The 24463-nt window shown below is 64.6% G+C and carries 38 protein-coding genes; all 38 read left to right on the top strand.

Annotation, left to right across the window (positions count from 1 at the left end; all coding sequences use genetic code 11):
• On the top strand, positions 1 to 148 hold a 148-nt coding region (locus EXQ71_05405; protein MSO86938.1), incomplete at its 5' end, for an elongation factor Tu.
• Positions 149 to 200: 52 nt separating this feature from the next.
• Positions 201 to 521, top strand: coding sequence for a 30S ribosomal protein S10 (locus EXQ71_05410; GenBank protein MSO86939.1), 321 nt, complete (start codon positions 201 to 203; stop codon positions 519 to 521).
• A gap of 71 nt (positions 522 to 592) precedes the next feature.
• Positions 593 to 1747, top strand: coding sequence for a CapA family protein (locus tag EXQ71_05415; GenBank protein ID MSO86940.1), 1155 nt, complete (start codon positions 593 to 595; stop codon positions 1745 to 1747).
• 247 nt (positions 1748 to 1994) lie between these two features.
• The gene (locus tag EXQ71_05420; protein ID MSO86941.1) at positions 1995 to 2636 is read left to right on the top strand and encodes a 50S ribosomal protein L3; all 642 of its coding nucleotides are present in this window, start codon (positions 1995 to 1997) and stop codon (positions 2634 to 2636) included.
• Position 2637: 1 nt separating this feature from the next.
• Positions 2638 to 3285, top strand: coding sequence for a 50S ribosomal protein L4 (locus EXQ71_05425; protein MSO86942.1), 648 nt, complete (start codon positions 2638 to 2640; stop codon positions 3283 to 3285).
• Entirely contained in the window at positions 3285 to 3575 is a 291-nt protein-coding gene (locus tag EXQ71_05430) for a 50S ribosomal protein L23 (GenBank protein ID MSO86943.1), read from the top strand. Before EXQ71_05425 ends, EXQ71_05430 begins: the two co-directional genes overlap by 1 nt.
• A 7-nt stretch (positions 3576 to 3582) precedes the next feature.
• A complete protein-coding gene (locus EXQ71_05435; protein ID MSO86944.1) occupies positions 3583 to 4419 on the top strand; it encodes a 50S ribosomal protein L2 in 837 nt (278 codons plus the stop codon).
• A 6-nt stretch (positions 4420 to 4425) separates the two neighbouring features.
• Positions 4426 to 4710: a 30S ribosomal protein S19 gene (locus tag EXQ71_05440; protein ID MSO86945.1), complete on the top strand. Its 285-nt coding sequence runs from the start codon at positions 4426 to 4428 to the stop codon at positions 4708 to 4710.
• Positions 4711 to 4712: 2 nt separating this feature from the next.
• Entirely contained in the window at positions 4713 to 5411 is a 699-nt protein-coding gene (locus EXQ71_05445) for a 50S ribosomal protein L22 (GenBank protein ID MSO86946.1), read from the top strand.
• Positions 5411 to 6316, top strand: coding sequence for a 30S ribosomal protein S3 (locus EXQ71_05450; protein MSO86947.1), 906 nt, complete (start codon positions 5411 to 5413; stop codon positions 6314 to 6316). The genes EXQ71_05445 and EXQ71_05450 overlap by 1 nt, the downstream gene beginning before the upstream one ends.
• Positions 6316 to 6732: a 50S ribosomal protein L16 gene (locus tag EXQ71_05455; GenBank protein MSO86948.1), complete on the top strand. Its 417-nt coding sequence runs from the start codon at positions 6316 to 6318 to the stop codon at positions 6730 to 6732. The genes EXQ71_05450 and EXQ71_05455 overlap by 1 nt, the downstream gene beginning before the upstream one ends.
• Complete coding sequence (locus EXQ71_05460; GenBank protein ID MSO86949.1) at positions 6732 to 6962, top strand: 50S ribosomal protein L29; 231 nt, start codon at positions 6732 to 6734, stop codon at positions 6960 to 6962. Before EXQ71_05455 ends, EXQ71_05460 begins: the two co-directional genes overlap by 1 nt.
• Complete coding sequence (locus EXQ71_05465) at positions 6962 to 7234, top strand: 30S ribosomal protein S17 (protein MSO86950.1); 273 nt, start codon at positions 6962 to 6964, stop codon at positions 7232 to 7234. Before EXQ71_05460 ends, EXQ71_05465 begins: the two co-directional genes overlap by 1 nt.
• A gap of 64 nt (positions 7235 to 7298) precedes the next feature.
• Positions 7299 to 7667: a 50S ribosomal protein L14 gene (locus tag EXQ71_05470; GenBank protein ID MSO86951.1), complete on the top strand. Its 369-nt coding sequence runs from the start codon at positions 7299 to 7301 to the stop codon at positions 7665 to 7667.
• A 2-nt stretch (positions 7668 to 7669) separates the two neighbouring features.
• Entirely contained in the window at positions 7670 to 7990 is a 321-nt protein-coding gene (locus EXQ71_05475) for a 50S ribosomal protein L24 (GenBank protein MSO86952.1), read from the top strand.
• The gene (locus EXQ71_05480; protein MSO86953.1) at positions 7987 to 8565 is read left to right on the top strand and encodes a 50S ribosomal protein L5; all 579 of its coding nucleotides are present in this window, start codon (positions 7987 to 7989) and stop codon (positions 8563 to 8565) included. The genes EXQ71_05475 and EXQ71_05480 overlap by 4 nt, the downstream gene beginning before the upstream one ends.
• Positions 8565 to 8750, top strand: a complete 186-nt coding sequence (locus EXQ71_05485) for a type Z 30S ribosomal protein S14 (protein ID MSO86954.1) — start codon at positions 8565 to 8567, stop codon at positions 8748 to 8750. The genes EXQ71_05480 and EXQ71_05485 overlap by 1 nt, the downstream gene beginning before the upstream one ends.
• Positions 8751 to 8763: 13 nt before the next feature.
• Complete coding sequence (locus tag EXQ71_05490; protein ID MSO86955.1) at positions 8764 to 9168, top strand: 30S ribosomal protein S8; 405 nt, start codon at positions 8764 to 8766, stop codon at positions 9166 to 9168.
• Between the two features lie 6 nt (positions 9169 to 9174).
• Positions 9175 to 9714 carry a 50S ribosomal protein L6 gene (locus tag EXQ71_05495; protein MSO86956.1) on the top strand — a complete coding sequence of 180 codons (540 nt, stop codon included), beginning with the start codon at positions 9175 to 9177 and terminating at the stop codon, positions 9712 to 9714.
• A gap of 9 nt (positions 9715 to 9723) precedes the next feature.
• Complete coding sequence (locus EXQ71_05500) at positions 9724 to 10089, top strand: 50S ribosomal protein L18 (protein ID MSO86957.1); 366 nt, start codon at positions 9724 to 9726, stop codon at positions 10087 to 10089.
• Positions 10090 to 10713: a 30S ribosomal protein S5 gene (locus tag EXQ71_05505; protein MSO86958.1), complete on the top strand. Its 624-nt coding sequence runs from the start codon at positions 10090 to 10092 to the stop codon at positions 10711 to 10713.
• The gene (locus EXQ71_05510) at positions 10713 to 10910 is read left to right on the top strand and encodes a 50S ribosomal protein L30 (GenBank protein ID MSO86959.1); all 198 of its coding nucleotides are present in this window, start codon (positions 10713 to 10715) and stop codon (positions 10908 to 10910) included. Before EXQ71_05505 ends, EXQ71_05510 begins: the two co-directional genes overlap by 1 nt.
• Positions 10907 to 11401, top strand: a complete 495-nt coding sequence (locus EXQ71_05515; GenBank protein MSO86960.1) for a 50S ribosomal protein L15 — start codon at positions 10907 to 10909, stop codon at positions 11399 to 11401. Before EXQ71_05510 ends, EXQ71_05515 begins: the two co-directional genes overlap by 4 nt.
• 55 nt (positions 11402 to 11456) lie before the next feature.
• Positions 11457 to 12773: a preprotein translocase subunit SecY gene (secY, locus tag EXQ71_05520; GenBank protein ID MSO86961.1), complete on the top strand. Its 1317-nt coding sequence runs from the start codon at positions 11457 to 11459 to the stop codon at positions 12771 to 12773.
• Positions 12774 to 12792: 19 nt separating this feature from the next.
• A complete protein-coding gene (locus EXQ71_05525; GenBank protein MSO86962.1) occupies positions 12793 to 13452 on the top strand; it encodes an adenylate kinase in 660 nt (219 codons plus the stop codon).
• Between the two features lie 95 nt (positions 13453 to 13547).
• Positions 13548 to 14294 (top strand): type I methionyl aminopeptidase, encoded by a 747-nt coding sequence (gene map / locus EXQ71_05530; GenBank protein ID MSO86963.1) that lies wholly within the window; start codon positions 13548 to 13550, stop codon positions 14292 to 14294.
• Positions 14295 to 14499: 205 nt separating this feature from the next.
• On the top strand, positions 14500 to 14724 hold the full coding sequence (locus EXQ71_05535; protein ID MSO86964.1) for a translation initiation factor IF-1: 225 nt from the start codon (positions 14500 to 14502) through the stop codon (positions 14722 to 14724).
• Positions 14725 to 14737: 13 nt separating this feature from the next.
• Entirely contained in the window at positions 14738 to 14851 is a 114-nt protein-coding gene (locus tag EXQ71_05540) for a 50S ribosomal protein L36 (GenBank protein MSO86965.1), read from the top strand.
• Positions 14852 to 14871: 20 nt separating this feature from the next.
• Positions 14872 to 15249 (top strand): 30S ribosomal protein S13, encoded by a 378-nt coding sequence (locus tag EXQ71_05545; protein MSO86966.1) that lies wholly within the window; start codon positions 14872 to 14874, stop codon positions 15247 to 15249.
• 65 nt (positions 15250 to 15314) lie between these two features.
• A complete protein-coding gene (locus EXQ71_05550) occupies positions 15315 to 15713 on the top strand; it encodes a 30S ribosomal protein S11 (GenBank protein ID MSO86967.1) in 399 nt (132 codons plus the stop codon).
• 10 nt (positions 15714 to 15723) lie between these two features.
• Positions 15724 to 16338 (top strand): 30S ribosomal protein S4, encoded by a 615-nt coding sequence (locus EXQ71_05555; protein MSO86968.1) that lies wholly within the window; start codon positions 15724 to 15726, stop codon positions 16336 to 16338.
• 38 nt (positions 16339 to 16376) lie between these two features.
• Complete coding sequence (locus tag EXQ71_05560; protein MSO86969.1) at positions 16377 to 17315, top strand: DNA-directed RNA polymerase subunit alpha; 939 nt, start codon at positions 16377 to 16379, stop codon at positions 17313 to 17315.
• Between the two features lie 8 nt (positions 17316 to 17323).
• Entirely contained in the window at positions 17324 to 17677 is a 354-nt protein-coding gene (locus tag EXQ71_05565; protein ID MSO86970.1) for a 50S ribosomal protein L17, read from the top strand.
• A 12-nt stretch (positions 17678 to 17689) separates the two neighbouring features.
• A complete protein-coding gene (truA, locus tag EXQ71_05570; GenBank protein ID MSO86971.1) occupies positions 17690 to 18490 on the top strand; it encodes a tRNA pseudouridine(38-40) synthase TruA in 801 nt (266 codons plus the stop codon).
• A 155-nt stretch (positions 18491 to 18645) separates the two neighbouring features.
• Entirely contained in the window at positions 18646 to 19095 is a 450-nt protein-coding gene (locus EXQ71_05575; protein MSO86972.1) for a 50S ribosomal protein L13, read from the top strand.
• 11 nt (positions 19096 to 19106) lie between these two features.
• Positions 19107 to 19511 (top strand): 30S ribosomal protein S9, encoded by a 405-nt coding sequence (locus EXQ71_05580; GenBank protein ID MSO86973.1) that lies wholly within the window; start codon positions 19107 to 19109, stop codon positions 19509 to 19511.
• A gap of 38 nt (positions 19512 to 19549) precedes the next feature.
• Positions 19550 to 20944, top strand: coding sequence for a phosphoglucosamine mutase (gene glmM / locus EXQ71_05585; GenBank protein MSO86974.1), 1395 nt, complete (start codon positions 19550 to 19552; stop codon positions 20942 to 20944).
• A gap of 57 nt (positions 20945 to 21001) precedes the next feature.
• Entirely contained in the window at positions 21002 to 24460 is a 3459-nt protein-coding gene (locus EXQ71_05590) for an SIS domain-containing protein (protein ID MSO86975.1), read from the top strand.
• The last annotated feature ends 3 nt before the right edge of the window (positions 24461 to 24463 follow it).

Raw genomic sequence — 24463 nt, forward strand, 5'->3', positions numbered from 1 at the left:
GGGTACGGAGATGTGCATGCCGGGTGATAACACGGTGATGCATGTGGAGTTGATTCATCCGATTGCGATGGACGAGGGCCTGCGGTTTGCTATCCGTGAGGGTGGCCGTACCGTGGGCGCCGGTCGCGTCACCAAGATCATCAAGTAGCCTTTCCAGGCTCCGTCCGGAGCCGATCCTTGAAAAGTGAGCAGAGCAAGACATGGCTGAGAAGCAGAAGATCCGCATTCGCCTGAAGGCGTACGACCACGAGATCATCGACCAGTCGACGAAGAAGATCGTCGAAACCGTTCTGCGCACGCAGGCCACGGTCCGGGGTCCGATCCCGCTGCCCACGGAAAACCACCGGTTCACCGTGATCCGGGGCCCTCACAAGGACAAGGACAGCCGAGAGCACTTTGAGATGAGGATCCACAAGCGCCTGCTCGACATCCTCGAGCCGTCGCCCAAGACGGTGGACTCGCTGCAGCGCATCGAACTTCCCGCTGGCGTGGACATCGAGATCAAGATCCAACAGGTCTAAGACCCCTTCAGAGTTCAGAGAGGACCAGCCGGTGGCTGGTTCTCTTCGCGCCCTCTGGCAGAATGAGCGGAATGGGTTCCCCTCGCCATCGAGCGTCTCCTGTTTCGGCTCGACGGCGCCGGATCACTCTGGGGCTGGTCGCCATGATCAGCGCGGCCGTCCTGGCGGTGAGCTACGGCGCGAGTCGGCTGGACAGTGCGGATACCGCCACGCTCGGAACGGATTCCCCCAGTTCCCCTCCTTCCACCCCAGTTGCTGAGACCACTACCACCACGGAGCCGCGGGGGGACCTCGGCAGTGGCGAGCCAGTCACGATCGCCTTCGCGGGCGATATCAACTTTGAGGGAACGAACCGCCTTCGCCTCGATAACGACCCCTCCGGGGCCCTTGGTCCGTTTGCACCGGTCATCAGCGCCGCTGACCTCGCCATCGGGAACCTCGAAGCGGCGATTGCCGTCGGCGGTGCTCCGGCCCCCAAGCAGTTCACCTTTCAGGCACCCCCAATGGCGGTGGATGCGCTGCGCTCCGCCGGCTTCGATGTGGTGAGCATGGCCAACAACCACGGGGTGGACTACGGCCCCGATGGTCTGGCGGAATCGCTGGCGGTGGCGCGCGCCCAACGAGATCACTTCATGGTGGGGATCGGCGCCAACGAGGACGAGGCCTTCGCTCCCTTCACCACCACGATCCGCGGCCAGCGCATTGCGGTCATTGGTGCCACCCAGGTAATGGGCGACAGCCTGATCGAGGCTTGGACCGCCACGGCAGACCATGCGGGTTTGGCGTCGGCCAAGCGCGTGGACCGCTTGGTGGCCGAGGTAGAGGCCGCCCGGGCCACTAACGACACGGTGATCGTCTTCCTCCACTGGGGGGTGGAGAAGGAGACATGTCCAAGTGGGGACCAACAGCGGTTGGCTCGTACTCTCGTCGATGCCGGAGCCGACCTGGTGGTGGGAGGTCATGCTCACCGCCTTCAGGGGGCCGGGCGCCTCGGGAATGCCGTGGTCAACTACGGCCTCGGTAACTTTTTCTTCAAGGAAAACAGTGCCGCCGGGGCGCAAACCGGCGTCTTTACCGTGACGGCCACGGGTCGGCGCATCGATCGTTACCAGTGGACCCCCGGCCGTATCACCAACAGCGTTCCCTCGCCGCTGATGGGAGCCGAGGCGGAGCGCGCCCGGGCCGACTGGGAGGGCCTGCGGGGCTGCACGGGCCTGGCTCCCTAGCCCCTCGCCCGCCGCCGTGGCGGCCCCTTTGGACGGTGGAGCCCAGTACGGCTATCTTGTTACCTTCGTGCTACCGGACCGGTTGGGTCCGGCGGCCGAAGATCGAAACCGATGTCCGGGCAGGCCCGAACCAACCTCGGGAACCGCACGGCACAACCTAATCACGCTCCGCCGGGTCCCCCGTGCGGAGCGTTCGCGTGAACAGGGTTCGCTCTGTTCCTCCGCAGATGAGAGAGACGTAGCCGTCATGGCCACCAAAGCAATCGTGGGTGAGAAAATAGGAATGACGCAGGTCTGGGACGACGAGAACCGCGTGGTGCCCGTTACCGTCCTTCGGGTCAAGCCGTGTCGTGTCGTGAAGGTCAAGACCGACGAGCGGGATGGTTACACCGCCCTCCAGGTCACCTTCGGCACGAAGAAGGCTTCCAAGATCACCAAGCCCAAGCTCGGGCAGTTTGAGAAGGCGGGCGTCGAACCCGGTCCGCGGCTCGTGGAACTGCGGCTTGACGACGTCTCAGAGTATTCGGTGGGCCAAGAACTGAAGGCCGACCTCCTCTCCAACGGCGACAAGGTTGATGTCACGGCCGTCAGCAAGGGCAAGGGCTTTGCCGGGGCGATGAAGCGCCACGGCTTCGGCGGCATGCCCGCCTCCCACGGCACCCACCGCACGCACCGAGCCCCGGGCTCAGTGGGCGCTTGCGCTACGCCCTCGCGGGTATTCAAGGGCCAGCGGATGGCCGGTCGCATGGGTGGCGAGAAGGTCACCACCTTGAACCTCCTGGTGGTGACGGCCGATGCCGATCGCGACATCGTCCTCGTCCGCGGCTCGGTACCCGGGCCCAAGGGTGGGCTTGTGCTGATCCGTAACGCTGTGAAGGCGGATGTCTGAGATGCCCACGTTGGAGAAGAAGGACGCCGCCGGGAAAGCCGCCGGGTCGGTGGAACTCGATGAGGCCATGTTCGGGATTGAGCCGAACCTCCCGGTTCTGCACCAGGTGGTGACGGCACAATTGGCCGCCAAACGCTCGGGTTCGCAGTCCACCAAGACCCGCGCCGAAGTGCGCGGTGGCGGAGCGAAGCCGTGGAATCAGAAGGGCACCGGCCGGGCCCGGGCCGGGTCGAGTCGTTCCCCCATCTGGACTGGCGGTGGCGTGATTCACGCCCCCAAGCCTCGGAGTTACGCCCAGCGCACCCCCAAGAAGATGATTCGTCTGGCCCTGAAGTCCGCCCTTTCCGACCGTGCCGCTTCGGAGCGGATTCTGGTACTCGATTGGGGCATCGATGCTCCGAGCACCAAGAGCGCCATGGCTGCCTTGGCGGCCAATGGCGTGGATGGTCGGGTGCTGGTGGTGCTCCGCCCCGAGGACCAGGCCATCTGGAAGAGCCTCCGCAACCTGGACAACATCCACGTGTGCGGCATTGGCGAGTTGAACGCCTACGACATCCTTGTGTCGGACTGGCTGGTCTTCACCCCCGACACGCTGCCGGTCGATCGCCCCGTTACCCGGGGCCACCACGCCGCTGAGGAGGCCTCGTGATCAAGGACCCCCGCGACATCATCCTCGCTCCCATTGTGAGCGAGAAGTCCTTCGCCCTCTCCGAGGGCGGGGCCTATACCTTCAAGGTGCACCCCAGCGCTTCTAAGCCCGAGATACACGACGCCGTCGAGGCGATCTTTGGGGTGAAGGTCCTGAAGGTGAACACCCTCAACCGGAAGGGCAAGCGGAAGCGCAACCGCAAGACCTCCGGGTTTGGCAGCCGACCCGACACCAAGCGAGCGATCGTGACCCTCATCGAGGGTCAGACGATCGACCTCTTCCAGGGATAGAGCAGACATGGCCCTTCGCAAACGCAAGCCCACCAGCCCCGGTCGTCGATTCCAGACGGTCTCCGACTTCGCCGAGCTCACCAAGACGACGCCCGAGAAGTCACTGCTGGCGCCCAAGCACAACACTGGTGGCCGCAACAACTACGGCCGCAAAACGGCCCGTCACAAAGGTGGCGGCCACAAGCAGCGCTACCGCATGATCGACTTCAAGCGCACCAAGGACGGCGTGCCGGCCAAGGTGGCTGCGGTGGAGTACGACCCCAACCGCAACTGTCGCATACTGCTCCTCCATTACCTCGATGGTGAGAAGCGTTACATCCTCGCCCCGAAAGACGTAGGCGTGGGCGCCATGCTGCAGTCGGGCCAGGGTTCGGAGATCCGTCCGGGCAACGCCCTTCCGCTGCGCTACATCCCCGTGGGCACCACCGTGCACGCCATTGAGTTGTACCCCGGCGGTGGCGCCAAGATGGGTCGTTCCGCCGGCACGGCCGTGCAGTTGGTGGCCAAGGAAGGCGACTACGCCACGCTGCGTCTGCCCAGCACCGAGATGCGCCGGGTTCCGATCAACTGCCGGGCGACCGTTGGTGAAGTTGGCAACTCCGAAGCCGAACTCATCAAGATCGGCAAGGCAGGCCGCAACCGCTGGAAGGGCGTCAAACCCCAAACCCGCGGTGTGGCGATGAACCCCGTCGACCACCCCCTCGGTGGCGGCGAGGGCAAAACCTCCGGTGGTCGGCACCCAGTGTCGCCATGGGGCAAGCCCGAAGGCCGCACCCGAGACAAGACCAAGCCGTCCCAAAAACTCATCGTCCGCCGGCGCCGTACGCGCGGCAGTCGGAGGTAGGAACCCATGCCCCGCAGCCTCAAAAAGGGTCCCTTCGTGGACGATCATCTTCTCAAGAAGGTGGACGTCCTCAACGAGAAGGGCGAAAAAAAGGTCATCAAGACTTGGAGCCGTCGCTCGACCATCATCCCGGAGATGGTTGGTCACACCATTGCCGTTCACGATGGTCGTAAGCATGTCCCGGTGTATGTCACCGAGGCCATGGTTGGGCACAAACTCGGCGAATTCTCCCCCACGCGAACCTTCAGGTTCCACGCGGGTATGGAGAAGCAGGCTCGAGGGCGGCGATAGCAATGGCCTTCGGAACCAAGACCAACGAACGTCCCGGTACCCGTGCCGAGGTGAAGTACCTTCGAGTTTCCGCCTACAAGGCACGCGAGGTCCTCGACCTCATCCGGAACCTGCACGTCGACGATGCCGACGGGGTGCTCGAGTTCACCGATCGGGCAGTGGCGGGCGAGATTCGCAAGGTCCTGGCGGCGGCCGTGGCCAACGCGGAGCACAACGACTCGATGGACCCCAATGAACTGTGCGTATCGGCTTGTTTCGCCGATGAGGGCCCCACCCTCAAGCGGTGGCGTCCCCGGGCCCGTGGCCGAGCGACCCGCATCCGCAAGCGCACCTGCCACATCACCGTGATCGTCAGCCGCATGGACCCCAAGAAATTGGCTCAACGCCAGGCTCGTACCACCGCGGCGGTGGGTCGGGGGGGTGTCCGGCGCGATGCGGCGGAGGCCCGGCGGGCCCGCGTGGCCAAGAGCCAGGCGGCTCGGGCGGCGCGTCAGCCCGACCACGACCACGATGCCGACGAGGTGAGCACCGACGAGGTGAGCACCGACGAGGTGAGCACCGACGAGGTGATTGAGGCGGAAGCCCCGGCGGAGACGGTGGTCACCGATGCACCCGAGGACAACCTCGAGGCGGGCGAACCCCCCCTCGAGGTACCCACCGATGAGTCCGAGGCATCAGCCTCGGATGAGGAGAAGAGCTGATGGGTCAGAAGGTCAACCCCTACGGCTTCCGCCTCGGTGTTACCACCGAGTGGAAGTCCCGTTGGTTCGCCGACCGCAAGGAGTACGGCGCCTTCATTATCGAGGACTGGAAAATCCGTGACTTCATCATGGTTCAGCTTCCCCATGCCGCCATCTCGCGGGTGGAGATCGAGCGCACCCGGGACAAGCTTCGGGTAGATGTGCACACCGCCCGACCTGGCATTGTGATCGGCCGACGCGGTGCCGAGGCTGATCGCATGCGGGCAGGGCTCACCGTCATTACTGGCAACAACAAGGTGCAGCTCAACATCCAAGAGATCAAACAACCCGAGCTGGATGCCGCCCTTATTGCCCAGGGCGTCGCCGATCAACTCGCTGGCCGCGTGGCCTTCCGTCGAGCCATGAAGCGTGCCGTCCAGAATGCGCAGAAGGCCGGTGCCCTTGGTATCCGGGTTCAGTGCTCGGGCCGCCTCGGCGGGTCGGAGATGTCTCGCACCGAGTGGTACCGCGAGGGCCGGGTACCGCTGCATACGCTCCGGGCCGACATCGACTACGGCTTCCGTGAAGCCCGCACCCCCGTTGGGCGGATCGGCGTAAAGGTGTGGCTCTACAAGGGCGACATTCTTCCGTACAAATCTTCCAACGACGATAAGATCAACCGTGAGGCCGCTATGGCCGTGGGTGAGACCTCCGGCGCTGCCGGTGCTCCCCGCCGAGTGGTGTCGAGTTCCGCGGCTTCTCGTCGGCCCGTGACCGCCGATGGCGACTTGGCGGCCGAAGCTGAACCCCTGGTCAAGGAGGCTGATCCCGAGTTGGAGCGCCTTTTGGCCGAGGAAGAGGAGATCGAGCGCCTTACCGTTGAGCACCACGAGACGCCCAAGTTCCACCCGGGAGATGCCGACTGATGTTGATGCCTAAGAAGGTCAAACACCGCAAGCAGCATCGTGGGCGCATGCGCGGTCAGAGCAAGGGTGGTAGCGAGGTCACCTTCGGCGACTACGGCATCCAGGCCCTAGAGCCGGGGTGGATCACCGCCCGTCAGATCGAAGCGGCTCGTATCGCCATGACCCGTAAGACCCGCCGGGGTGGCAAGGTCTGGATCACCGTCTTCCCGGACAAACCCGTCACCGAAAAGCCCGCCGAGACTCGGATGGGATCGGGCAAGGGCAACCCGGAACGTTGGGTCGCCGTGGTGAAGCCGGGCCGCATCCTCTTCGAACTTTCCTATCCCGATCCGGTCTTGGCCCGCGAAGCTATCGAGCGCGCCATTCAGAAGCTGCCAATCAAGGCCCGCTTCGTCGCTCGTGAGGAGGCCCTCTAATGGCCAAGGACATTGTCTACCGGGAGCTCGACGATGCCGCGCTGCTGCGGGAACTGGCCGAGACCAAGGACGCCTTGTTCAAGAAGCGTTTCGAGAACGCCACCGGCCAACTCGACAACGTGAGCGTCCTGAAGAAGCTTCGCAAGGACATCGCACGATTCAACACCGAGCTTCGGTCCCGCGAGATTGAGGCGGCCGAAGCGCTTGAGAACCAGAGGGAGAACGCCTGATGGCCGACGAGACCACTACTCGGCCCAACGCCCGCAAGTTGCGCGAGGGAGTTGTTACTTCCGCCGGCATGGACAAGACCGCCGTCGTTACGGTAACTACCCGCAAGCCGCACCCGCTCTACAACAAGACCATGGTGCGCACCAAGAAGCTCTACGTGCACGATGAGACCAACGACGCCAAGCTGGGCGACAAAGTTCGGGTCCAAGAGACCCGGCCCCTGTCCAAGCTGAAGCGCTGGCGGCTTGTGGAAGTGCTGGAGCGAGCACGATGAGAGAGAGACGCGACGCGCCATTCATGCTCCCTGACTTTGGCGTGAAGTTTGATCGGAGTTACGCATGATTCAACAGGAGAGCCGTCTTCGGGTGGCGGATAACAGCGGGGCCAAGGAGGTCCTGTGCATCCGTGTGCTCGGTGGAACGAAACGGCGCTACGCCAGCATCGGTGACGTGTTCGTCGCCACCGTCAAGGACGCTATCCCCGGCGCAGCGGTCAAGAAGGGCGAGGTCGTCAAGTGCGTCGTCGTGCGGGTGAAGAAGGAGAAGCGCCGTCCCGACGGTAGCTACATCCGCTTCGACGAGAACGCCGCCGTGCTCATCAACGACCAGATGAACCCTCGGGGCACCCGAATCTTCGGCCCGGTGGGCCGAGAGTTGCGGGACAAGAAGTTCATGAAAATCGTGTCCCTGGCTCCGGAGGTGCTGTAACCATGGCCGGCCTCAAGATCAAAAAGGGCGACAAGGTGCAGGTGCTGACCGGCAAGGATCGTGGCGAAACCGGCCAGGTCGCGCGGGTGTTCCCCTCCGCGGGGAAGATCATCGTCGACGGCGTCAATGTGGCCAAGAAGCACCAAAAGGCCACCAAGGCCACGATGCAGGGCGGCATCATCGACAAGGACATGCCCTTGCCCATCGCCAACGTGGCGCTGGTGTGCCCGGCGTGCGGCCAGCCCACTCGGGTGGGTTACCGGCACGACCCCGACGGCACCAAGGTACGCATGTGCAAGAAGTGTGGAAAGGACATCGAGTGACCACCGCCACCGCTACCAACCCGGTACCGCGGCTCAAGACCAGGTATGAGACCGAAATCCGTGATGCCCTCAAGGAGCAACTCGGGTTCGGAAACATCATGCAGGTTCCCCGCCTCGAAAAGATCGTGATCAACATGGGCGTCGGCGCCGCTGTTGGGCAGCCTTCACTGCTCGAGGGAGCCGTGAAGGACCTCACCCGGATCTCTGGTCAGAAGCCGATCATCACCCGGGCCCGTAAGTCCATCGCCAACTTCAAACTCCGTGAGGAGAACCCCATCGGCACGAAGGTCACCCTGCGGGGTGCGCGCATGTGGGAGTTCCTCGACCGGCTCATCAGCCTCGCCATCCCGCGGGTCCGTGACTTCCGGGGGCTCAACCCCCGTTCGTTCGACGGCCACGGCAACTACACGTTCGGTGTGAGCGACCAGCTGATTTTCCCGGAGGTCGACTACGACTCGATCGATGCCCCGCGAGGCATGGACATCACCATCGTGACGACCGCCAAGACCAACGCCGAAGGCAAGGCCCTCCTCGACGCCTTTGGCTTCCCGTTCAAGCGCGAGGGACAGGAATAATGGCCAAGAAAGCACTGATCGAAAAACAACAGCGGACCCCGAAGTTCAAGGTTCGTGCCTACACCCGCTGTAAGCGCTGTGGGCGTCCGCATTCCGTCTACCGCAAGTTCGGCCTGTGCCGGATCTGTTTGCGGGAGATGGTCCACGCCGGGGAAATCCCCGGTGTGACGAAGGCCAGTTGGTGAGGGGAGTCGACCAATGACCATGACCGACCCGATCTCCGACATGCTCACTCGCATTCGCAACGCCAACGTTGCGATGCACGACGACGTGCGCATGCCCAGTTCCAAGGTGAAAGAGGCCCTCGCCACCATCCTCCACAAGGAGGGCTACATCGATGGCTTTGATGTGGCCGACAACACCGAACGCCCTGGACGCGTGCTGTCCATCAAGATGAAGTACTCGCCCGAGCGAGCCCGTGTGATCTCCGGCCTGCGCCGGGTGTCCAAGCCGGGCCTGCGTGTCTACAGTCAGTCCACCAAGGTCCCCCGGGTCCTCGGTGGTCTCGGGGTGGCCGTCCTCTCAACCAGCCAGGGGCTCATGACCGACCGCGAAGCGCGCAAGCGCAACGTGGGCGGCGAGATCCTCTGCTTCGTGTGGTGACCTGACATGAGCCGAATCGGAAAATCCCCCATCCCGGTCCCCCGCGGCGTCGATGTGACCATCGCCGGGAGCCATGTCACCGTGAAGGGTCCCAAGGGCACTCTGGAGCGCGTGCTGCCGGGCGCTATCACCGTGCGTCAGGATGGCGATGAGTTGCTGGTGGAACGTCCCGACGATGAGCGCGAGAACCGGGCCATGCATGGCCTGGTTCGCTCGCTGGTGAACAACATGGTCGTGGGTGTGAACGAGGAGTTCGTGAAGGAGCTGGAGATCATCGGCGTGGGTTACCGCGCCGCCGCTCAGGGCACCAGCAAGCTTGATCTGGCTCTCGGGTTCAGTCACCCGGTGTCGGTTGACGCTCCCGCTGGCATCACCTTCGAGACCCCCACCCCGAACCGCATCATCGTGAAGGGTATCGACAAGGAAATCGTCGGCCAAGTGGCCGCCAACATCCGCAAGATCCGTAAACCCGAGCCTTACAAGGGCAAGGGCGTCCGGTACCTTGGCGAATTCGTCGCCAAGAAGGCCGGAAAGACGGGTAAGTAAGGACACCTTATGACCGTGACCGCACAGCACAAGCGAGAAGCCCGCATCCGTCGCCACCGTCGCGTGCGCAAAAAGGTGGAAGGTTCGGCCGAGCGCCCGCGCCTGGCTGTCTTCCGCTCGAACAAGCACATCTCCGCTCAGGTGATCGACGACCGCTCCGGTTGCACGATCGCATCGGCGTCCACCCAAGAGACCGACCTGCGAGAGGGTGGAACCAGCAACAAGGGTGCTGCCATCAAGGTTGGTCAGCTCGTCGCCGAGCGGGCTAAGGCCGCTGGCGTCACCAAGGTCGTCTTCGATCGAGGCGGCAACCTCTACCACGGTCGGGTGGCGGCAGTCGCTGACGCCGCCCGTGACGCTGGACTGGAGCTCTAGATGGCTAACGGATCAGGTCCCCCCCGCCGAGAGCGCGAGAAAGCAGAGCGCGAGAACCCTCGGCAGTCCACCGACACCACCCTGCGTGAGTCGCGCGTGATCAACATCAACCGCGTGTCCAAGGTCGTGAAGGGCGGTCGGCGCTTCAGCTTCACCGCTCTCGTGGTGATCGGTGATGGTCATGGGCGCGTCGGCTTGGGTTATGGCAAGGCGAAAGAGGTGCCCCTGGCGATTCAGAAGGGCACCGAAGAAGCTCGCAGGAATCTCTTCCAGGTGCCGCTGGCGGGCACGACGGTGACGCATACGATCGTGGGCCGCATGGGAGCAGGCCGAGTGTTGTTGAAGCCGGCGGCTCCCGGTACCGGTGTGATCGCCGGTGGGGCTGCCCGCGCCATCCTCGAAGAGGCGGGCGTGCGCGACGTGCTGTGCAAGTCCCTCGGTTCCTCCAACCACATCAACGTGGCCCGCGCCACCATCAACGGTCTCAAGTCGCTTAAGCGGCCTGATGAGATTGCTCGTCTCCGTGGTCTCGATCCTGAGGACTTTGTGCCCAAGGGAATGCTCGCCGCCTATAACCTGAGCGAGCGCGGTCCGCAGGCCTCCGTGCCCGAAGAGGTTGCGTGATGACTGAAGCAGGCACGATCACCGTCACCCAGATCCGTAGCGCCATCGGAACCAAGCCCAAGCAGCGGGGAACGCTACGGGCGCTTGGTCTCGGTCGCATCGGCAAGTCGAACACCCTTCCTGATCGCCCCGAGATTCGTGGGATGGTGGCCCGAGTGCCCCACCTCGTCTCGGTTGAGGAGCAGACCAACTCATGACCATCAAGATCCATGACCTCCAGCCCCCCAAGGGCTCAAACCGTGGCAAGAAGCGCGTCGGTCGGGGTATCGCCGGCAAGGGCGGTAAAACCGCTGGCCGAGGCACCAAGGGCCAAAAGGCACGCGGCAGCGTCCCGGCCCGGTTCGAGGGCGGCCAGATGCCCCTCAACATCCGAATCCCCAAGCTCAAGGGCTTCAACAACCCGTTCCGGGTTGAGTATCAGGGCATCAATCTCGACTCCATCGAGGAAAGCGGCATGGACGAGATCAGTCCTGCCGCCCTCCAAGCCAAGGGTCTGGCGCACAAGGGTGCCCTCATCAAGGTCCTGGGCCGGGGTGACCTCACGCGTAAGGTCACCGTGAAGGCCCATGCCTTCTCAAAGTCTGCCGAGGCAGCCATCGCGGCGGCGGGCGGTACGGTGGAGATCCTGCCCAAGCCGTGGGGCGATCGTCGTCCTCCGGTGCAAGGAAACCAGTTCGCTAACCGCTAGTCCTATCGATCCAATCGCTGCCGCTGGCAGCGCCCGCTGATCAGGAGCCCAGTCCGTGCTGTCCAGCGTTCGTAACGTGTTCAGAATCCCTGACCTCCGGGGAAAGATTCTCTTCACGCTGCTGATGATCGCGCTCTACCGCATCGGTGCCTACATTCCCGCGCCGGGTATCGATCTCGATGCGGTGGCCGAACTCAAGCGACAAGCCGACCAAGGCGCTGGCGTGTTGGGCTTCCTGCAGCTGTTCTCGGGGGGCGCCCTCACCCAGTTTGCCATCTTTGCGTTGGGGATCATGCCCTACATCACCGCCTCGATCATCATGCAAGTCCTCACGGTGGTGATCCCGAAGCTGGAGGAATGGCAGCAGATGGGGGCCGTGGGGCAGCGCAAGATTACCCAGTGGACCCGCTACTTCGCCGTGTCTATCGCCTTGTTGCAATCCACCGGCTTGGCCTTCCTCTTCCACAATGGAGGTGGCGGTTTGCTCGGCGGCGGCAACAGCCTCGGGATCGACGTCCTCCCCAACTTCACTCCGTTCCGGGTGATCCTGGTGGTGTTCACCCTCACGGCGGGCACGGCCCTGCTGATGTGGTTGTCCGAACTCATCAGCCAGCGCGGCATTGGTAACGGCATGTCGTTGATGATCTTCGCCTCGGTGGTGAGTATCTTCCCGGCTGCGGGTGCCCAACTGAATGCGGAGAAGGGTTCCGCGCTCCTGATCTTCCTGCTGCTGCTCGCCGTGGTCCTGCTGGTGGCCATCGTGTTTGTCGAACAAGGTCAGCGCCGCATCCCCGTGCAGTTCGCCAAGCGGGTGGTGGGTCGTCGGATGTATGGGGGCCAGAGCACTTACATCCCCCTCAAGGTGAACCAATCAGGCGTGATCCCGATCATTTTCGCCAGTTCGGTCCTCTACCTCCCGATTCTGTTCACCAACGTTTTGCCAGCCGAGGGTTACGGAAGGTCGATCCAGGGCTGGGTGAACGACCACCTGGTCCAACCCGACTCGATCGTGTACGTCCTTGTGTACGGCCTGCTCATCATCGGCTTTGCCTACTTCTACACCGCCATTGCCTTCGATCCTGCGCAGCAGGCCGAGAACATCCGAAAGCAGGGTGGGTTTATCCCCGGTATTCGCCCCGGGCCCCAGACCGAGCGCTACCTTGCCAAGATCTTGTCTCGGATCACTCTGCCCGGTGCGTTGTTCATCGCTTTCATCGCGCTCCTGCCCTCGATTCTGCTGGCTACCGCTGACGTAGAGAACTTCCCCTTCGCCGGCACCTCGCTGCTCATCGCAGTGGGCGTGGCCCTCGAGACGATGAAGCAGATTGACAGCCAGTTGATGATGCGCAACTACGAGGGCTTCTTGAAGTGATGGCGGCTGGGGTCCTGGCGTGATCCCCGGCGCTCGTCTGGTCCTGCTGGGTCGGCAGGGTGCGGGCAAGGGAACCCAATGTGTGCGCCTCTCGCACCATTACGTGATCCCTCACATCTCCACGGGTGACATGCTCCGCTCGGCGGTCCGTGAGGGCACCGAGTTCGGCCTCCAGGCCAAAGCGGTGATGGACCGTGGCGAACTCGTGTCGGACGGGGTCATCGGGGGAGTGGTGGCCGAGCGGCTAGCCGCCGACGACACCCGAGAGCGCGGCTACATTCTCGACGGTTTCCCGCGCACCGTGGGCCAGGCGGAAAGGCTGAGCGAGATCACGGTGGGGGCGGCGTTGGACCTAGTGATCGACCTTGTCGTGCCCACCCAGGTGGTGTTGGAGCGATTGGCTGGCCGGCGCGTATGCGTGGATTGCGCCACGAACTTCTCGGTGGACTCCCCGCCGCGTTATGGCTGGGTGTGCGACAACTGTGGCGGTGAGGTGGTGCAGCGGGCCGACGACACCTCCGCCGCCATCCAGATTCGCCTCGATCTCTACGAGCGCGAAACGGCACCGCTGATCGCCTGGTATCTCGAACGCGAGCTTCTCACCGCCGTGGATGGTCTCGGCACCGCCGCCGAGGTCACCGCCCGCCTGGTCGCCGCCGTGGACGCCCGCCGCTCCTAACCCCCCCATTGGCGGCGGCGGTGAGCCTGATCCCGGCGATGGGCGAAACGGGTCGCATTGAGGTCTGGAGCCAGGGTGGGTTCTAGCCTGGGGGGGTGCGTCGATCGAGTGAGGATCTGGGAAAGATGCGTAAGGCGGGACGGGTCGTGGCTGAGATGCATGCAGCGATCCGTGCCGCCATTCGCCCGGGGGTAACCACGGCCGCTCTGGATCGCATCGGGCGCGACGTCATCGAGCGTCGCGGCGCGCAGTCCAACTTCCTGGGCTATGGGTACCCACCGTTCCCCGGGGTGATCTGTGCATCACCCAACGACGTGATTGTGCATGGAGTACCAGGGCCCTATTGCCTCGCGGAGGGCGACATCATCTCCATCGACTGCGGGGCGATCATCGAGGGGTGGCATGGTGATGCCGCCTTCACCGTGGGCGTGGGCCGGATCCACCCCGAAGCGGAACGGCTGATCGCGGTGACCGAGGCGTCGCTGGCGGCGGGGATCCGGGCGATGGTTCCCGGCGGTCGACTGTCTGATATCGGCTCGGCGGTGCAGGGCGTGGTCGAGGCGGCTGGATTCTCGGTGGTGCGCGATTACACCGGCCACGGGATCGGGACTGCCATGCACGAGGCGCCCGATGTCCCTAACTGGGGACGACCAGGCAAGGGTCGACGATTGGGGTCCGGCCAGACCTATGCGGTGGAGCCGATGGTCTGCGCGGGCGGCCCCGAGGCCAAGGTCTTGGAGGACCAGTGGACCGTGGCCACCCTCGATGGGCGCCTCGCCGCCCACACGGAGCACACCATTGCCATCACCGACCACGGCCCGGAGATCCTCACCCTGCCCTGATTTCTCCGGTAGGGTCCCGGTTCTGGCCGGTCTGTGAACCCGCTGGACCCAAGGTCGCTAGATCGGCCCTGACGCGGTCGAATTGGAGCGCTGTCGTCCCTGCGATAGCATCCACCCTCGGCCCTGGGACGAAGTTGTCCGCTGCACGTGCCTGATTATGGCGCGCTGACTTGGCCTGTTGATCCCGCAATTCAGGAGCACCATTCTGGCCAAGCCCAAAGAAGACGCGATCGTGCTGGAAGGCACGGTAACTGAGCCCCTCCCGAACGCCATGTTCCGGGTGGAACTCGAAAACGGCCACAAGGTATTGGCCCATATTTCCGGAAAGATGCGGATGCACTACATCCGCATCCTCCCCGGGGATCGCGTCCAGGTGGAGCTCACCCCCTATGACCTCAGCCGAGGTCGCATTACCTATCGCTACAAGTGAACGAGATCGACTGATGAAGGTCCGACCCAGCGTCAAGAAGATGTGTGACAAGTGCAAGGTGATCCGCCGTCATGGGCGAGTTCAGGTCATCTGCACCAACCCCCGGCACAAGCAGCGCCAGGGCTAAGAGGAGACAGCAACCCGCTTATGGCTCGTATCGCCGGCGTTGACATCCCCCGTGAAAAGCGGTTGGAGATCTCGCTCACCTACATCTTCGGCATTGGCCGGAGCACGTCGCAGAAAATCTGTGACGCAATCGGGCTCAATCGCAGCACTCGCGTGCGCGATCTCACCGATGAAGAGGTGAACCAAATCCGCGCCTACGTCGACCAGAACCTCGAGGTCGAAGGCGATCTCCGCCGCGAGGTACAGCAGGACATCCGCCGCAAGATGGAGATCGGTTGTTGGCAGGGATTGCGGCACCGCAAGGGCCTGCCGGTTCGCGGCCAGCGCACCCAGACCAACGCCCGCACCCGCAAGGGACCCAAGAAGACCGTCGCCGGTAAGAAGAAGGTACGCAAGTGAGCAAGCGAGTCAGTGCCGAAGGTTGCCGGTTGCCGGTTGTCGCAGCGGGTGGGGGTCGAATCTAAATGGCCAAACCCAAGCCCGGTGGTCGGCGGCCGCGCAAGCGCGAGCGCCGCAATGTCTCTCATGGCGTTGCCCACATCAAGAGTTCCTTCAACAACACGATCATCACGATCAGCGACCAACAGGGCAACGTTCTGTCCTGGGCCTCGGCGGGCAACGTTGGCTTCAAGGGCAGCAAGAAGAGCACGCCCTACGCCGCCCAGATGGCTGCCGAGAAGGCCGCTCGTGGGGCGATGGAGCACGGCATCCGTAAAGTTGACGTGCAGGTGAAGGGTCCCGGCTCCGGCCGCGAGACCGCCATTCGCTCGCTGCAAAGCGTAGGTATCGAAGTTACCGGCATCAAAGACGTCACCCCTGTCCCCCATAACGGCTGCCGCCCTCCCAAGCGGCGCCGAGTCTGAGGCTCCCCGCATGGCTCGCTACACCGGACCCAAGGTAAAGATTTCGCGCCGCTTGGGTGTGAACATCTTCGAGAACGAGAAGGGTAGCAAGGCGCTGGAGAAGCGCCCTTACCCGCCGGGCGAGCACGGGCGCTCGCGTCGCCGTCAGCCTTCCGAGTACTCCTTCCAGTTGCAGGAGAAGCAGAAGGCGAAGCACATTTATGGTCTGCTCGAGCGCCAGTTCGAGAACCTCTACAAGGAGGCCACCCGCTCCAAGGGGGTGACCGGCGAAAATCTGCTCCGTTTCCTAGAGCAGCGCCTGGACAACATCGTGTTCCGGGCGGGTTGGGCCAGCACCCGGCCGCAGGCTCGCCAGTTCGTGAACCACGGACTGATCGATGTCAACGGTCGTCGGGTCGACATCCCCAGTTACCGGGTCAGGAAGGGCGACGTGGTGTCGCTTCGGACCAAGAGCCAAGCCATGATCGTGATCCAACACAACATCGACACCCTTGACGCTCGCCTCCCGGCTTGGTTCGACGCCGGTGAGGATGCCAAGTCGATCACTGTGCGAGAACTCCCGCTGCGTGAGCAGATCGATGTTCCCGTGCGTGAGCAGCTCATCGTTGAGTTGTACTCCAAGTAGCCCTGTTCCCATTGCCCCCCCAGTTCACGAGGTAGATCATGCTGGTAATCCAACGCCCCACGGTTGAGGCGATCGGCGATGCCGAGGGCAACCGTCAGACCTTTTCTGTAGGTCCACTCGAGCCCGGCTTCGGCCACACGTTGGGTAACTCCCTGCGTCGCACCCTCCTGTCCTCGATCCCGGGGGCAGCCATCACGCAGCTCCGCTTCGACGACGCTCTCCACGAGTTCGACACCATTGCGGGGGTCACCCAGGACGTCACCGATGTGATCCTGAACCTCAAGGACCTCGTGCTCGTCTGTCACAGCGATGAGCCCGTGACCCTGCGCCTTGATGCCAAGGGTCCGGCCGAGGTCACCGCCGGTGCCATCACGCCGAACGCTGATGTGGAGATTCTCAACCCGGACATGGGTATCGCCACGCTGAGCAAGTCGGCCCGGTTGGCCATCGACATCACCGTGTCGAAGGGTCGGGGCTACGTCTCGGCTGATCGCAACAAGGGAAGCGCCACCATCGGCGTGATCCCGGTCGACTCGATCTTCTCGCCGGTGCGCCGGGTGGCGTTCCTCATCGAGCCCGCCCGGGTGGAGCAGTCCACCGAGTACGACCGCCTCGTGCTCGATATCGAGACCGACGGCTCCATCTCTCCCCGCGAGGCCCTGGCCTCGGCGGGCGACACCTTGCGCTCCCTCGTGGGCCTGGTGGCGGAAATGAGCGACGATCCGCAGGGTCTTGAGCTCGGCGAGCTCGCCACGATCGCGGCGGGGTCGCCCGATCTCGACCTCCCCATCGAGGATCTCGACTTGTCTGAGCGGCCCCAGAACTGCCTCAAGCGGGCTCAGGTAAACACCGTGGGCGAACTACTGCTGAAGACCGAAGACGATCTGTTGGCCGTCACCAACTTCGGCCAGAAGTCGCTTGATGAGGTCATCCAGAAGCTTGACGAGCGTGGCCTGCGGCTGCGGACCAAGGATTAGGACACGCCATGCCTGCTACCCCAAAGAAGGGGCGTCGCTTCGGCGGCAGTTCCCAGCACCAGCGCCTGATGATGGCGAACCTCGTGGCATCCCTCGTGGCCGCCGAAGGCATCGTGACCACCGAGGCCAAGGCCAAGGCGTTGCGCCCCATTGCCGAGAAGGTCATCACCAAGGCCAAGAAGGGCGGCCTGCACAACCATCGCCAGGTGGTCTCCTACCTCGGCGATAAGGAGATGGCCCACAAGCTCTTCACTGATGTGGGTCCCCGGTACGCCAACCGCAACGGTGGCTACACCCGGATCCTGAAGCTCGGCAACCGGCAGGGCGACAACGCCCCGATGGCGCGCATCGAACTCGTCTGAGCCGGCCGCAGCATGACGCTGTTCGATACCCCCTACGTTCCGTCGGCCCCCGCCGGGCCGGTAGTGCGCGTACGGATGCTGGTGGCCTATGACGGCTCGGAGTTTCATGGATTCGCGGCGCAGGATGGGCCGGTCACGGTGGCCGGCACGCTGCGCAGCGCCATTGAGCGGGTGGTGCGCCACTCGGTGGAGATCACCTGCGCCGGCCGCACCGATCGCGGGGTGCACGCCTGGGGGCAGGTGCTCTCGCTGGATCTAGCGGGCAGCGTCGACCTCGGCGCACTGCACCGATCGCTCGTCAAGCAATGCGGTCCCACCATCGCCGTGCGTGAGCTGTCCCTTGCCCCCGCCGGTTTCGATGCCCGCTTCTCGGCCACTGCTCGTACCTACCGCTACACGGTGCTCAATCGCCCGGTGCCCGATCCGTTCCTGGCCCGGACCACCTGGCACGTGCCGACCCCCTTAGATATGGAGTTGTTGGCGCTGGCCTGCGATCCATTCGTGGGGGAGCACGATTTTAGCGCCTTCTGCCGGCGGCCCAAGGTGAACGACGGGGAAGAGTCGGTGTCGTTGGTGCGGCGAGTGAAACGGGCGGGGTGGACCGACCTCGGCGACGGTCTGCTGCGCTTTGAGATCACCGCCACGGCGTTCTGCCATCAGATGGTGCGCGCCATCGTGGGGACCGAAGTAGCCGCCGGACGGGGACAGATCCGCCCCGGCGAGATCCGGGGAATCCTGCACAGTGGCGACCGCGCTCGGGCGGCCGCCATCGCCCCTCCCGAGGGCCTCTGCCTGTGGCACGTGGATTACTAGGCCCCCCACTGGAGCCCTCGCCCCCGTCGGCCCGCCGCGATGGTCCCCCGCGGGAGCAGAGTTGCGGTACGACCCGCTCTGGCCGTAGTTTTGTCCTTCGCTTAGGGCGCTCCTGTGCCCGCAGCAATCCCTCGATTTACTCAAGGACGCTCCGCGTGCGCACGTACAGCCCCAAGGCCAGCGAGATCACCCGCAAGTGGTGGGTCATCGATGCCGAAGATCTGGTTCTCGGCCGGCTCTCCACCGAGGCCGCCCGCATTCTGCGTGGCAAGCACAAGCCCACCTTCGCTCCCCACATGGACATGGGCGATCACGTCATCGTGATCAATGCCGAGAAGGTCGTCCTCACCTCCAACAAGGCCGAACAGAAGATGGTGTATCGGCACTCCGGTTATCCGGGCGGTCTCAAGGCTGAGACGTTCGCTCGCTCCCAGGCTAAGAATCCCGAGGACGCTGTGCGTCGTGCCATTCGAGGGATGATCCCCAAGAACCGTCTCGGTGCCCAGATGCTTACCAAGTTGAAGGTGTACGCCGGCCCCAACCACCCCCACTCGGCACAACTGCCCGAGCCCCTCGAACTGCCCGCCGCCCGGCGCACCGCGTAGGAGAACCAAGCGTGTCCCAGCCTCTCATTCAGTCCACCGGTCGCCGCAAGCAGGCCGTCGCTCGTGTCCGGGTGCGCCTCAACGAGACCGAAGGCGACGGCACCATCACGGTGAACAAGCGTGCCTTGGCCGACTACTTCCCGTCGCAGACGCACCAGATGATTCTCACCGAGCCGCTGCGGGCCACTGAGCTCACCGGGGCCTACAACATCGACGCCACCCTCGGCGGCGGCGGCCCCACCGGCCAGGCGGGCGCCCTGCGTCTGGGCATCTCGCGGGCGCTCATTGAACTCGACCCGGAGTTACGACCGCTCCTTAAGCGTCTCGGTTTCCTCACGCGAGATCCGCGCAAGAAGGAGTCCAAGAAGTACGGCCTCAAGAAGGCTCGCAAGGCTCCGCAGTACTCCAAGCGGTAGTCCCCAGCCAAGGTGACCACCCCGGTGCGAATGCGCCGATGGGGCCGCGCCCGGCGGTTCGTAGTGCGGCGGCGGGCTGCGTGACAAGATCGGACGTGCTCAAGTTCGGGACTGATGGGGTTCGGGGGGTGGCCAACCTCGACCTAACCAACGAGGTGGTGACCGCCTTGGGTCGAGCTGCAGCGCGGGTGCTCGGCGGGGACCGCTTTGTGGTGGGTCGAGACACCCGCCGTTCCGGTGGCCGGCTGGAGGCATCCCTGGTGGAGGGCCTGGTGGCCGAAGGAATGGCCGTACGGGTGCTGGCCGTGGCCCCGACGCCAGCGGTGGCCTGGGTGGCGGCGGCCGAAGGGATCCCCGGCGCGGTGGTCTCGGCCTCGCACAACTCCTTCGAAGACAACGGCGTGAAGTTGTTTGCGGCGGGGGGACTGAAGTTGGGCCGCGAGGTGGAGGTTGCCGTGGAAGCCGAGTTTCACCGCCTCCTGCGCGGTGACCCCGCGACGGTGGTCGAGGCCGCCGCCGCTCCGGGATCGGTGGTGCAAGGCATGGGGGATGTGGCCCGGTGGGCCGCCAGTGTGGCGGCGTCTATCGACGGTCGGAGTCTTGAGGGTCTGCGCGTCGTCGTGGATTGTGCCAACGGTTCTGCGAGCGGGATCGGCCCCGAGGTGCTGCGCTCGCTCGGGGCGCAGGTGGAGGTGCTGCATGCGGACCCCGACGGCACCAACATCAACGCCGGTTGCGGTTCTACCTACCCGAGGGAACTGCAGCGTGTGGTGGTGCAACGAGGGGCCGATGCCGGTATTGCGTTCGATGGTGATGCCGATCGCGTACTGGCGGTGGATGCTGCCGGTCGCGTGATCGATGGCGATCAGATCATTGCGGTGTGTGCCGTAGACCGCCGCGTCCGCGCCTGCCTGCCCCAGGACACCGTCGTGGTAACGGTCATGACGAATTTGGGGTTTCGGCTGGGGATGGCCGATCACGGCGTAACCGTGTTTCAGGTTCCGGTAGGAGACCGCCATGTGCTCGAAGCGATGGCGGAGGGCGGATATGCCCTGGGGGGCGAACAGAGCGGCCATGTGATCTTTAGTGATCTCGCCACCACGGGAGATGGTCTGCTCACTGCGGTACAACTTCTCGATGTGGTGGCACGTGCGGGTCGTCCGCTGGCCGAGTTGGCCGATGCCGCGATGACGCGGCTCCCGCAGGTGCTGCGCAATGTCTCGGTCTCGGTTGCGAGCCCGGATGCCATTGCCGCGCTGGAGGCTGAGATTGCCGCGGTGGAGGCCGAACTTGGCGAGCACGGGCGGGTACTCATCCGCGCCAGTGGAACCGAGCCAGTGGTGCGGGTGATGGTGGAGGCAGCTACTGCGGCGCAGGCGGAGCGGGCCGCCGAACACCTCGCCGGCTTGGTGGCCGATCTACCCCCCAGGTAGCCGTGGCGGAGGGGATTATGCCCCTTCGTCAAGGCGGCGGTCGTCGTAGCCCGTACGATGGGGATCTCTCCCACCCGGAAGGCCCTTCTGAGCGTGTGCGGCATTATCGCCATCCTTCGCAGTCCCGGCGTTCGTCGCCCCTTGCCTGCCTCCGAGGTGTTCGCTCGTCTCGATGCCATCGTGGGTTCGCGGCTGGGCTCCGATGGGCTGGATGCGGCCGGGGTGGCGGCGCTCCGCCTCGAGGAACTCGACGCTGTTCTGCAGGGCATGGACGGCATCGCCTTGTTGGTGCACAACCGCGAGGTGGCGATCCGTATCGCGGCAGCCATGGTGGTGGTGGGGGATTGGGTCACGGCGCTGGAAACCGCCTTGGACAGCGACGACGCGTTGGTTCACCAGCCCCTCGAAGAGATCAACGCCACCCTCCTGCGGCTCAAGGATGCCCGCTGGGCCATCGAGCGCGATCGTTTGCCTACCGCGGAACGGGTGCGCGAACTGGTGGGGGCGGCCCCGGGGTGGTCGGCCATTGAGATCGCCACCTCGATTCAGCAGGCGCTCTCCGCCTTGGATCGCCTCGAGGTACGAGGGCGCGATTCCGCCGGGCTGACCGTGTTAGTGCGAGACCACGGCCTGGATCTTACCGACCCCGCTATCTCGGCTCTCCTGGCTTCCCGCCAGAGCGACGGACTGTTCCGGTCGAAGGCGGTGCGGACGGCCGAGGGTCATCTCAGCTTCGTCTACAAGGCCGCCGCCGAGATTGGCGAACTCGGCGACAACACCTCGGCGATGCGAGCGGAGATCTTGGCCGATGACCTGTTGCGCCTGGCGCTGGGTGGTGAAGAGGGGGCCGCCGTGGTGCTCGGTCACACCCGATGGGCGAGCGTCGGCATCATCTCGCAGCCCAATGCCCACCCGGTGGACAGTCTCGAAGTGGACCGATCCGATGGCCCGTACGTCACCGCCGCCCTGAACGGCGACGTCGATAACTTCGCCGATCTCAAGGCGGCCGATGGGCTACGCGTGGCCGCCGAGATCACCACCGACGCCAAAGTGATCCCCACGATGGTGTCGCACCGCCTGGCGGAGGGGGCCAACCTCACCGATGCCTTTCGCAACACCGTGGCGGGTTTCGAGGGGTCGGTGGCTATAGCGGCGAGCGCCGCTTCCTACCCCGACCAACTCCTGTTGGCCCTGCGGGGCAGCGGGCAGGCCCTCTACATAGGGCTGGCCGAGGGCTGTTTCGTGGTGGCTTCTGAGCTCTACGGATTGGTTGAACTCACCCGCACCTACGTGCGGATGGATGGCGATACGCCCGCCAATGTCGAACACCCCACGGCCAGCCGCGGCCAGATCATCGTGCTTGATGGCCGCCAGGCGGGAACCCTTGAGGGCATCTACCGGCAGGCCTATGACGGCAGCGAAGTGGTGCTCACCCCCGGCGACGTGGAGTCGGCCCCGGTTACCACCCGTGATATCGATCGGGGAGAGTTCCCGCATTTTCTTCTGAAGGAGATCACCGAATCGCCTACCAGTTTCCGCAAGACGCTGCGCGGGAAGCTCGTGGAGCGCGACGGGCACCTGCGGGTCATGCTCGACGACAGCGCGCTCTCAGCAGCGGTGAGGGACGGACTTCGCTCCGGGCGTATCACTCGGATCCAGGTCATCGGCCAGGGCACCGCCCACGTGGCCGGCCAGAGCCTGGCGGCCGCCTTGGTGGCGGCGCTGCCCGCCGACCACCACCTACGCGTGGAGGCGCTGCCGGCCACCGAGCTTTCCGGTTTCGGACTCCGCCAAAGAATGTCCGACACCCTGGTGGTGGCCATTAGCCAATCGGGGACCACCACCGACACCAATCGCACGGTTGATCTCGCCCGCGATCGCGGTGCCACGGTGCTGGCCATCGTGAACCGGCGCGGCACCGCCCTCACCAACAAGAGCGACGGGGTGCTCTACACCTCCGACGGCCGTGATGTGGAGATGAGCGTGGCCTCTACCAAGGCCTTCTATGCGCAGATCGCGGCGGGCTTCATGTTGGCGTGGGCCATCGCCGAGGAGGTGGGGGGCCGCGTGGACCCAACCCTGGTGGCGGCTCTGCGTGATCTACCCGCTGCCATGGAGACCACGATTTCCCGTCGCTCCGTCATCGCCGCCATCGCCCAGCAGTTAGCGCCGTCGAAGCGGTACTGGGCCATGGTTGGCAATGGGACCAACCGCATCGCCGCCGAGGAACTGCGGATCAAGCTCAGCGAGCTCTGCTATCGCTCCATCGCCTGCGATGCCACCGAGGACAAGAAACACATTGATCTGTCCTGTGAACCGTTGGTCCTTGTTTGTGCCGCCGCGCTGGAGGGCTCCACCGCCGATGATGTGGCCAAGGAGGTGGCGATCTATCGAGCCCACAAGGCCTCGCCCATCGTGATCGCCACCGATGGCGAGACGCGTTTCGCGGCAGCCATGCAGGTCATCTTCGTACCGAGGACCCATCCCCAGTTGGCGTTCGTACTCACCGCGATGGCTGGCCATCTGTTTGGGTATGAAGCGGCCTTGGCCATCGATGCGCAGGCGCATCCCCTCCGCGAGGCCCGCGCGGCCATTGAGGAGGCGGTGGGGGAACACGCCCCCGAAGACGGCGACGAGCTGTTGCGGTTGCTCCAGCCCGCCATCGCTACCGCGGCCGGGCGGTTCTTCGACGGGCTCCGTGGGTTGGCCTACGACGGCAACCTCGATGCCAGTACTGCGGTGCGGTTGGCGTCCTCATTCCGCTACGCCCTCGGCATCGTCCCGCTCGACTCGTACCAGACCGAACTCGGTCGTATCGGCACGCCGGCGGTGGTCGTGGAAGATCTCACGGCGGCTCTGACGGCGGGCATCGAGGAACTCACGCGGCCGGTAGATGCCATCAAGCACCAGGCCAAGACGGTCACCGTGGGCATCTCGCGCAGCGACGAGACGCTGCTGCAGCCCCCGTTGGTGCAGGCGGTCCTCGCCGCCGGAGCCGCCCGCGATCGCCTCAGTTACAAGACGTTGCGCACCTTGGCCGACATCGACCCCGCCGTGGCCGAGGTCACCGGTTGGATTCGTTACGAACTCGACCGCGAGAGCGAGGATGGCGAGGTGCGGGTGGCCATTGTGGATCGCGGCGGGATCGCGCTGGATATCCCATCACGGGCGGAGCGCCACGGTGTTCTGCGCGGCACGAAGCACACCGTGGCACGTGAACGTCAGGTGTTCGTAACCCGGGGGCGGGAAGATAGCCGCACCGTAGTGATCGTGCCGGAAACGAAAGATGACCGCGCCGTGGGGATCACCTTGTTGCATGTTCGGTTCCACGACTACCTCTCACTGGCCGCTGCCCGGGGTGCCCTCCAGGGGTACCGGAACCGGTGGTCGGTTCTACGGGACGCCGTGTTGGAGACCGAACCGACCTTCCGGGAAGACCGTCTGGCGGCCGTGCCGACGGCCGATCTGTTGGTGGAGCCGATTCGTGAATTGGCCGACCGCTGGCGCTCGGGGTGAAAG

This window comes from Acidimicrobiia bacterium, assembly GCA_009694375.1.
Lineage (GTDB): Bacteria > Actinomycetota > Acidimicrobiia > Acidimicrobiales > VFJN01 > VFJN01.

What these genes read in the sequence shown, in the direction of transcription:
- EXQ71_05410 (MSO86939.1), top strand. Translation starts at nt 201, where the DNA reads ATGGCTGAGAAGCAGAAGATCCGCATTCGCCTGAAGGCGTACGACCAC.
- EXQ71_05415 (MSO86940.1), top strand. Translation starts at nt 593, where the DNA reads ATGGGTTCCCCTCGCCATCGAGCGTCTCCTGTTTCGGCTCGACGGCGC.
- EXQ71_05420 (MSO86941.1), top strand. Translation starts at nt 1,995, where the DNA reads ATGGCCACCAAAGCAATCGTGGGTGAGAAAATAGGAATGACGCAGGTC.
- EXQ71_05425 (MSO86942.1), top strand. Translation starts at nt 2,638, where the DNA reads ATGCCCACGTTGGAGAAGAAGGACGCCGCCGGGAAAGCCGCCGGGTCG.
- EXQ71_05435 (MSO86944.1), top strand. Translation starts at nt 3,583, where the DNA reads ATGGCCCTTCGCAAACGCAAGCCCACCAGCCCCGGTCGTCGATTCCAG.
- EXQ71_05440 (MSO86945.1), top strand. Translation starts at nt 4,426, where the DNA reads ATGCCCCGCAGCCTCAAAAAGGGTCCCTTCGTGGACGATCATCTTCTC.
- EXQ71_05445 (MSO86946.1), top strand. Translation starts at nt 4,713, where the DNA reads ATGGCCTTCGGAACCAAGACCAACGAACGTCCCGGTACCCGTGCCGAG.
- EXQ71_05450 (MSO86947.1), top strand. Translation starts at nt 5,411, where the DNA reads ATGGGTCAGAAGGTCAACCCCTACGGCTTCCGCCTCGGTGTTACCACC.
- EXQ71_05455 (MSO86948.1), top strand. Translation starts at nt 6,316, where the DNA reads ATGTTGATGCCTAAGAAGGTCAAACACCGCAAGCAGCATCGTGGGCGC.
- EXQ71_05460 (MSO86949.1), top strand. Translation starts at nt 6,732, where the DNA reads ATGGCCAAGGACATTGTCTACCGGGAGCTCGACGATGCCGCGCTGCTG.
- EXQ71_05465 (MSO86950.1), top strand. Translation starts at nt 6,962, where the DNA reads ATGGCCGACGAGACCACTACTCGGCCCAACGCCCGCAAGTTGCGCGAG.
- EXQ71_05470 (MSO86951.1), top strand. Translation starts at nt 7,299, where the DNA reads ATGATTCAACAGGAGAGCCGTCTTCGGGTGGCGGATAACAGCGGGGCC.
- EXQ71_05475 (MSO86952.1), top strand. Translation starts at nt 7,670, where the DNA reads ATGGCCGGCCTCAAGATCAAAAAGGGCGACAAGGTGCAGGTGCTGACC.
- EXQ71_05485 (MSO86954.1), top strand. Translation starts at nt 8,565, where the DNA reads ATGGCCAAGAAAGCACTGATCGAAAAACAACAGCGGACCCCGAAGTTC.
- EXQ71_05490 (MSO86955.1), top strand. Translation starts at nt 8,764, where the DNA reads ATGACCATGACCGACCCGATCTCCGACATGCTCACTCGCATTCGCAAC.
- EXQ71_05495 (MSO86956.1), top strand. Translation starts at nt 9,175, where the DNA reads ATGAGCCGAATCGGAAAATCCCCCATCCCGGTCCCCCGCGGCGTCGAT.
- EXQ71_05500 (MSO86957.1), top strand. Translation starts at nt 9,724, where the DNA reads ATGACCGTGACCGCACAGCACAAGCGAGAAGCCCGCATCCGTCGCCAC.
- EXQ71_05505 (MSO86958.1), top strand. Translation starts at nt 10,090, where the DNA reads ATGGCTAACGGATCAGGTCCCCCCCGCCGAGAGCGCGAGAAAGCAGAG.
- EXQ71_05510 (MSO86959.1), top strand. Translation starts at nt 10,713, where the DNA reads ATGACTGAAGCAGGCACGATCACCGTCACCCAGATCCGTAGCGCCATC.
- EXQ71_05515 (MSO86960.1), top strand. Translation starts at nt 10,907, where the DNA reads ATGACCATCAAGATCCATGACCTCCAGCCCCCCAAGGGCTCAAACCGT.
- EXQ71_05540 (MSO86965.1), top strand. Translation starts at nt 14,738, where the DNA reads ATGAAGGTCCGACCCAGCGTCAAGAAGATGTGTGACAAGTGCAAGGTG.
- EXQ71_05545 (MSO86966.1), top strand. Translation starts at nt 14,872, where the DNA reads ATGGCTCGTATCGCCGGCGTTGACATCCCCCGTGAAAAGCGGTTGGAG.
- EXQ71_05550 (MSO86967.1), top strand. Translation starts at nt 15,315, where the DNA reads ATGGCCAAACCCAAGCCCGGTGGTCGGCGGCCGCGCAAGCGCGAGCGC.
- EXQ71_05555 (MSO86968.1), top strand. Translation starts at nt 15,724, where the DNA reads ATGGCTCGCTACACCGGACCCAAGGTAAAGATTTCGCGCCGCTTGGGT.
- EXQ71_05560 (MSO86969.1), top strand. Translation starts at nt 16,377, where the DNA reads ATGCTGGTAATCCAACGCCCCACGGTTGAGGCGATCGGCGATGCCGAG.
- EXQ71_05565 (MSO86970.1), top strand. Translation starts at nt 17,324, where the DNA reads ATGCCTGCTACCCCAAAGAAGGGGCGTCGCTTCGGCGGCAGTTCCCAG.
- truA (MSO86971.1), top strand. Translation starts at nt 17,690, where the DNA reads ATGACGCTGTTCGATACCCCCTACGTTCCGTCGGCCCCCGCCGGGCCG.
- glmM (MSO86974.1), top strand. Translation starts at nt 19,550, where the DNA reads ATGGGGCCGCGCCCGGCGGTTCGTAGTGCGGCGGCGGGCTGCGTGACA.
- EXQ71_05590 (MSO86975.1), top strand. Translation starts at nt 21,002, where the DNA reads ATGGGGATCTCTCCCACCCGGAAGGCCCTTCTGAGCGTGTGCGGCATT.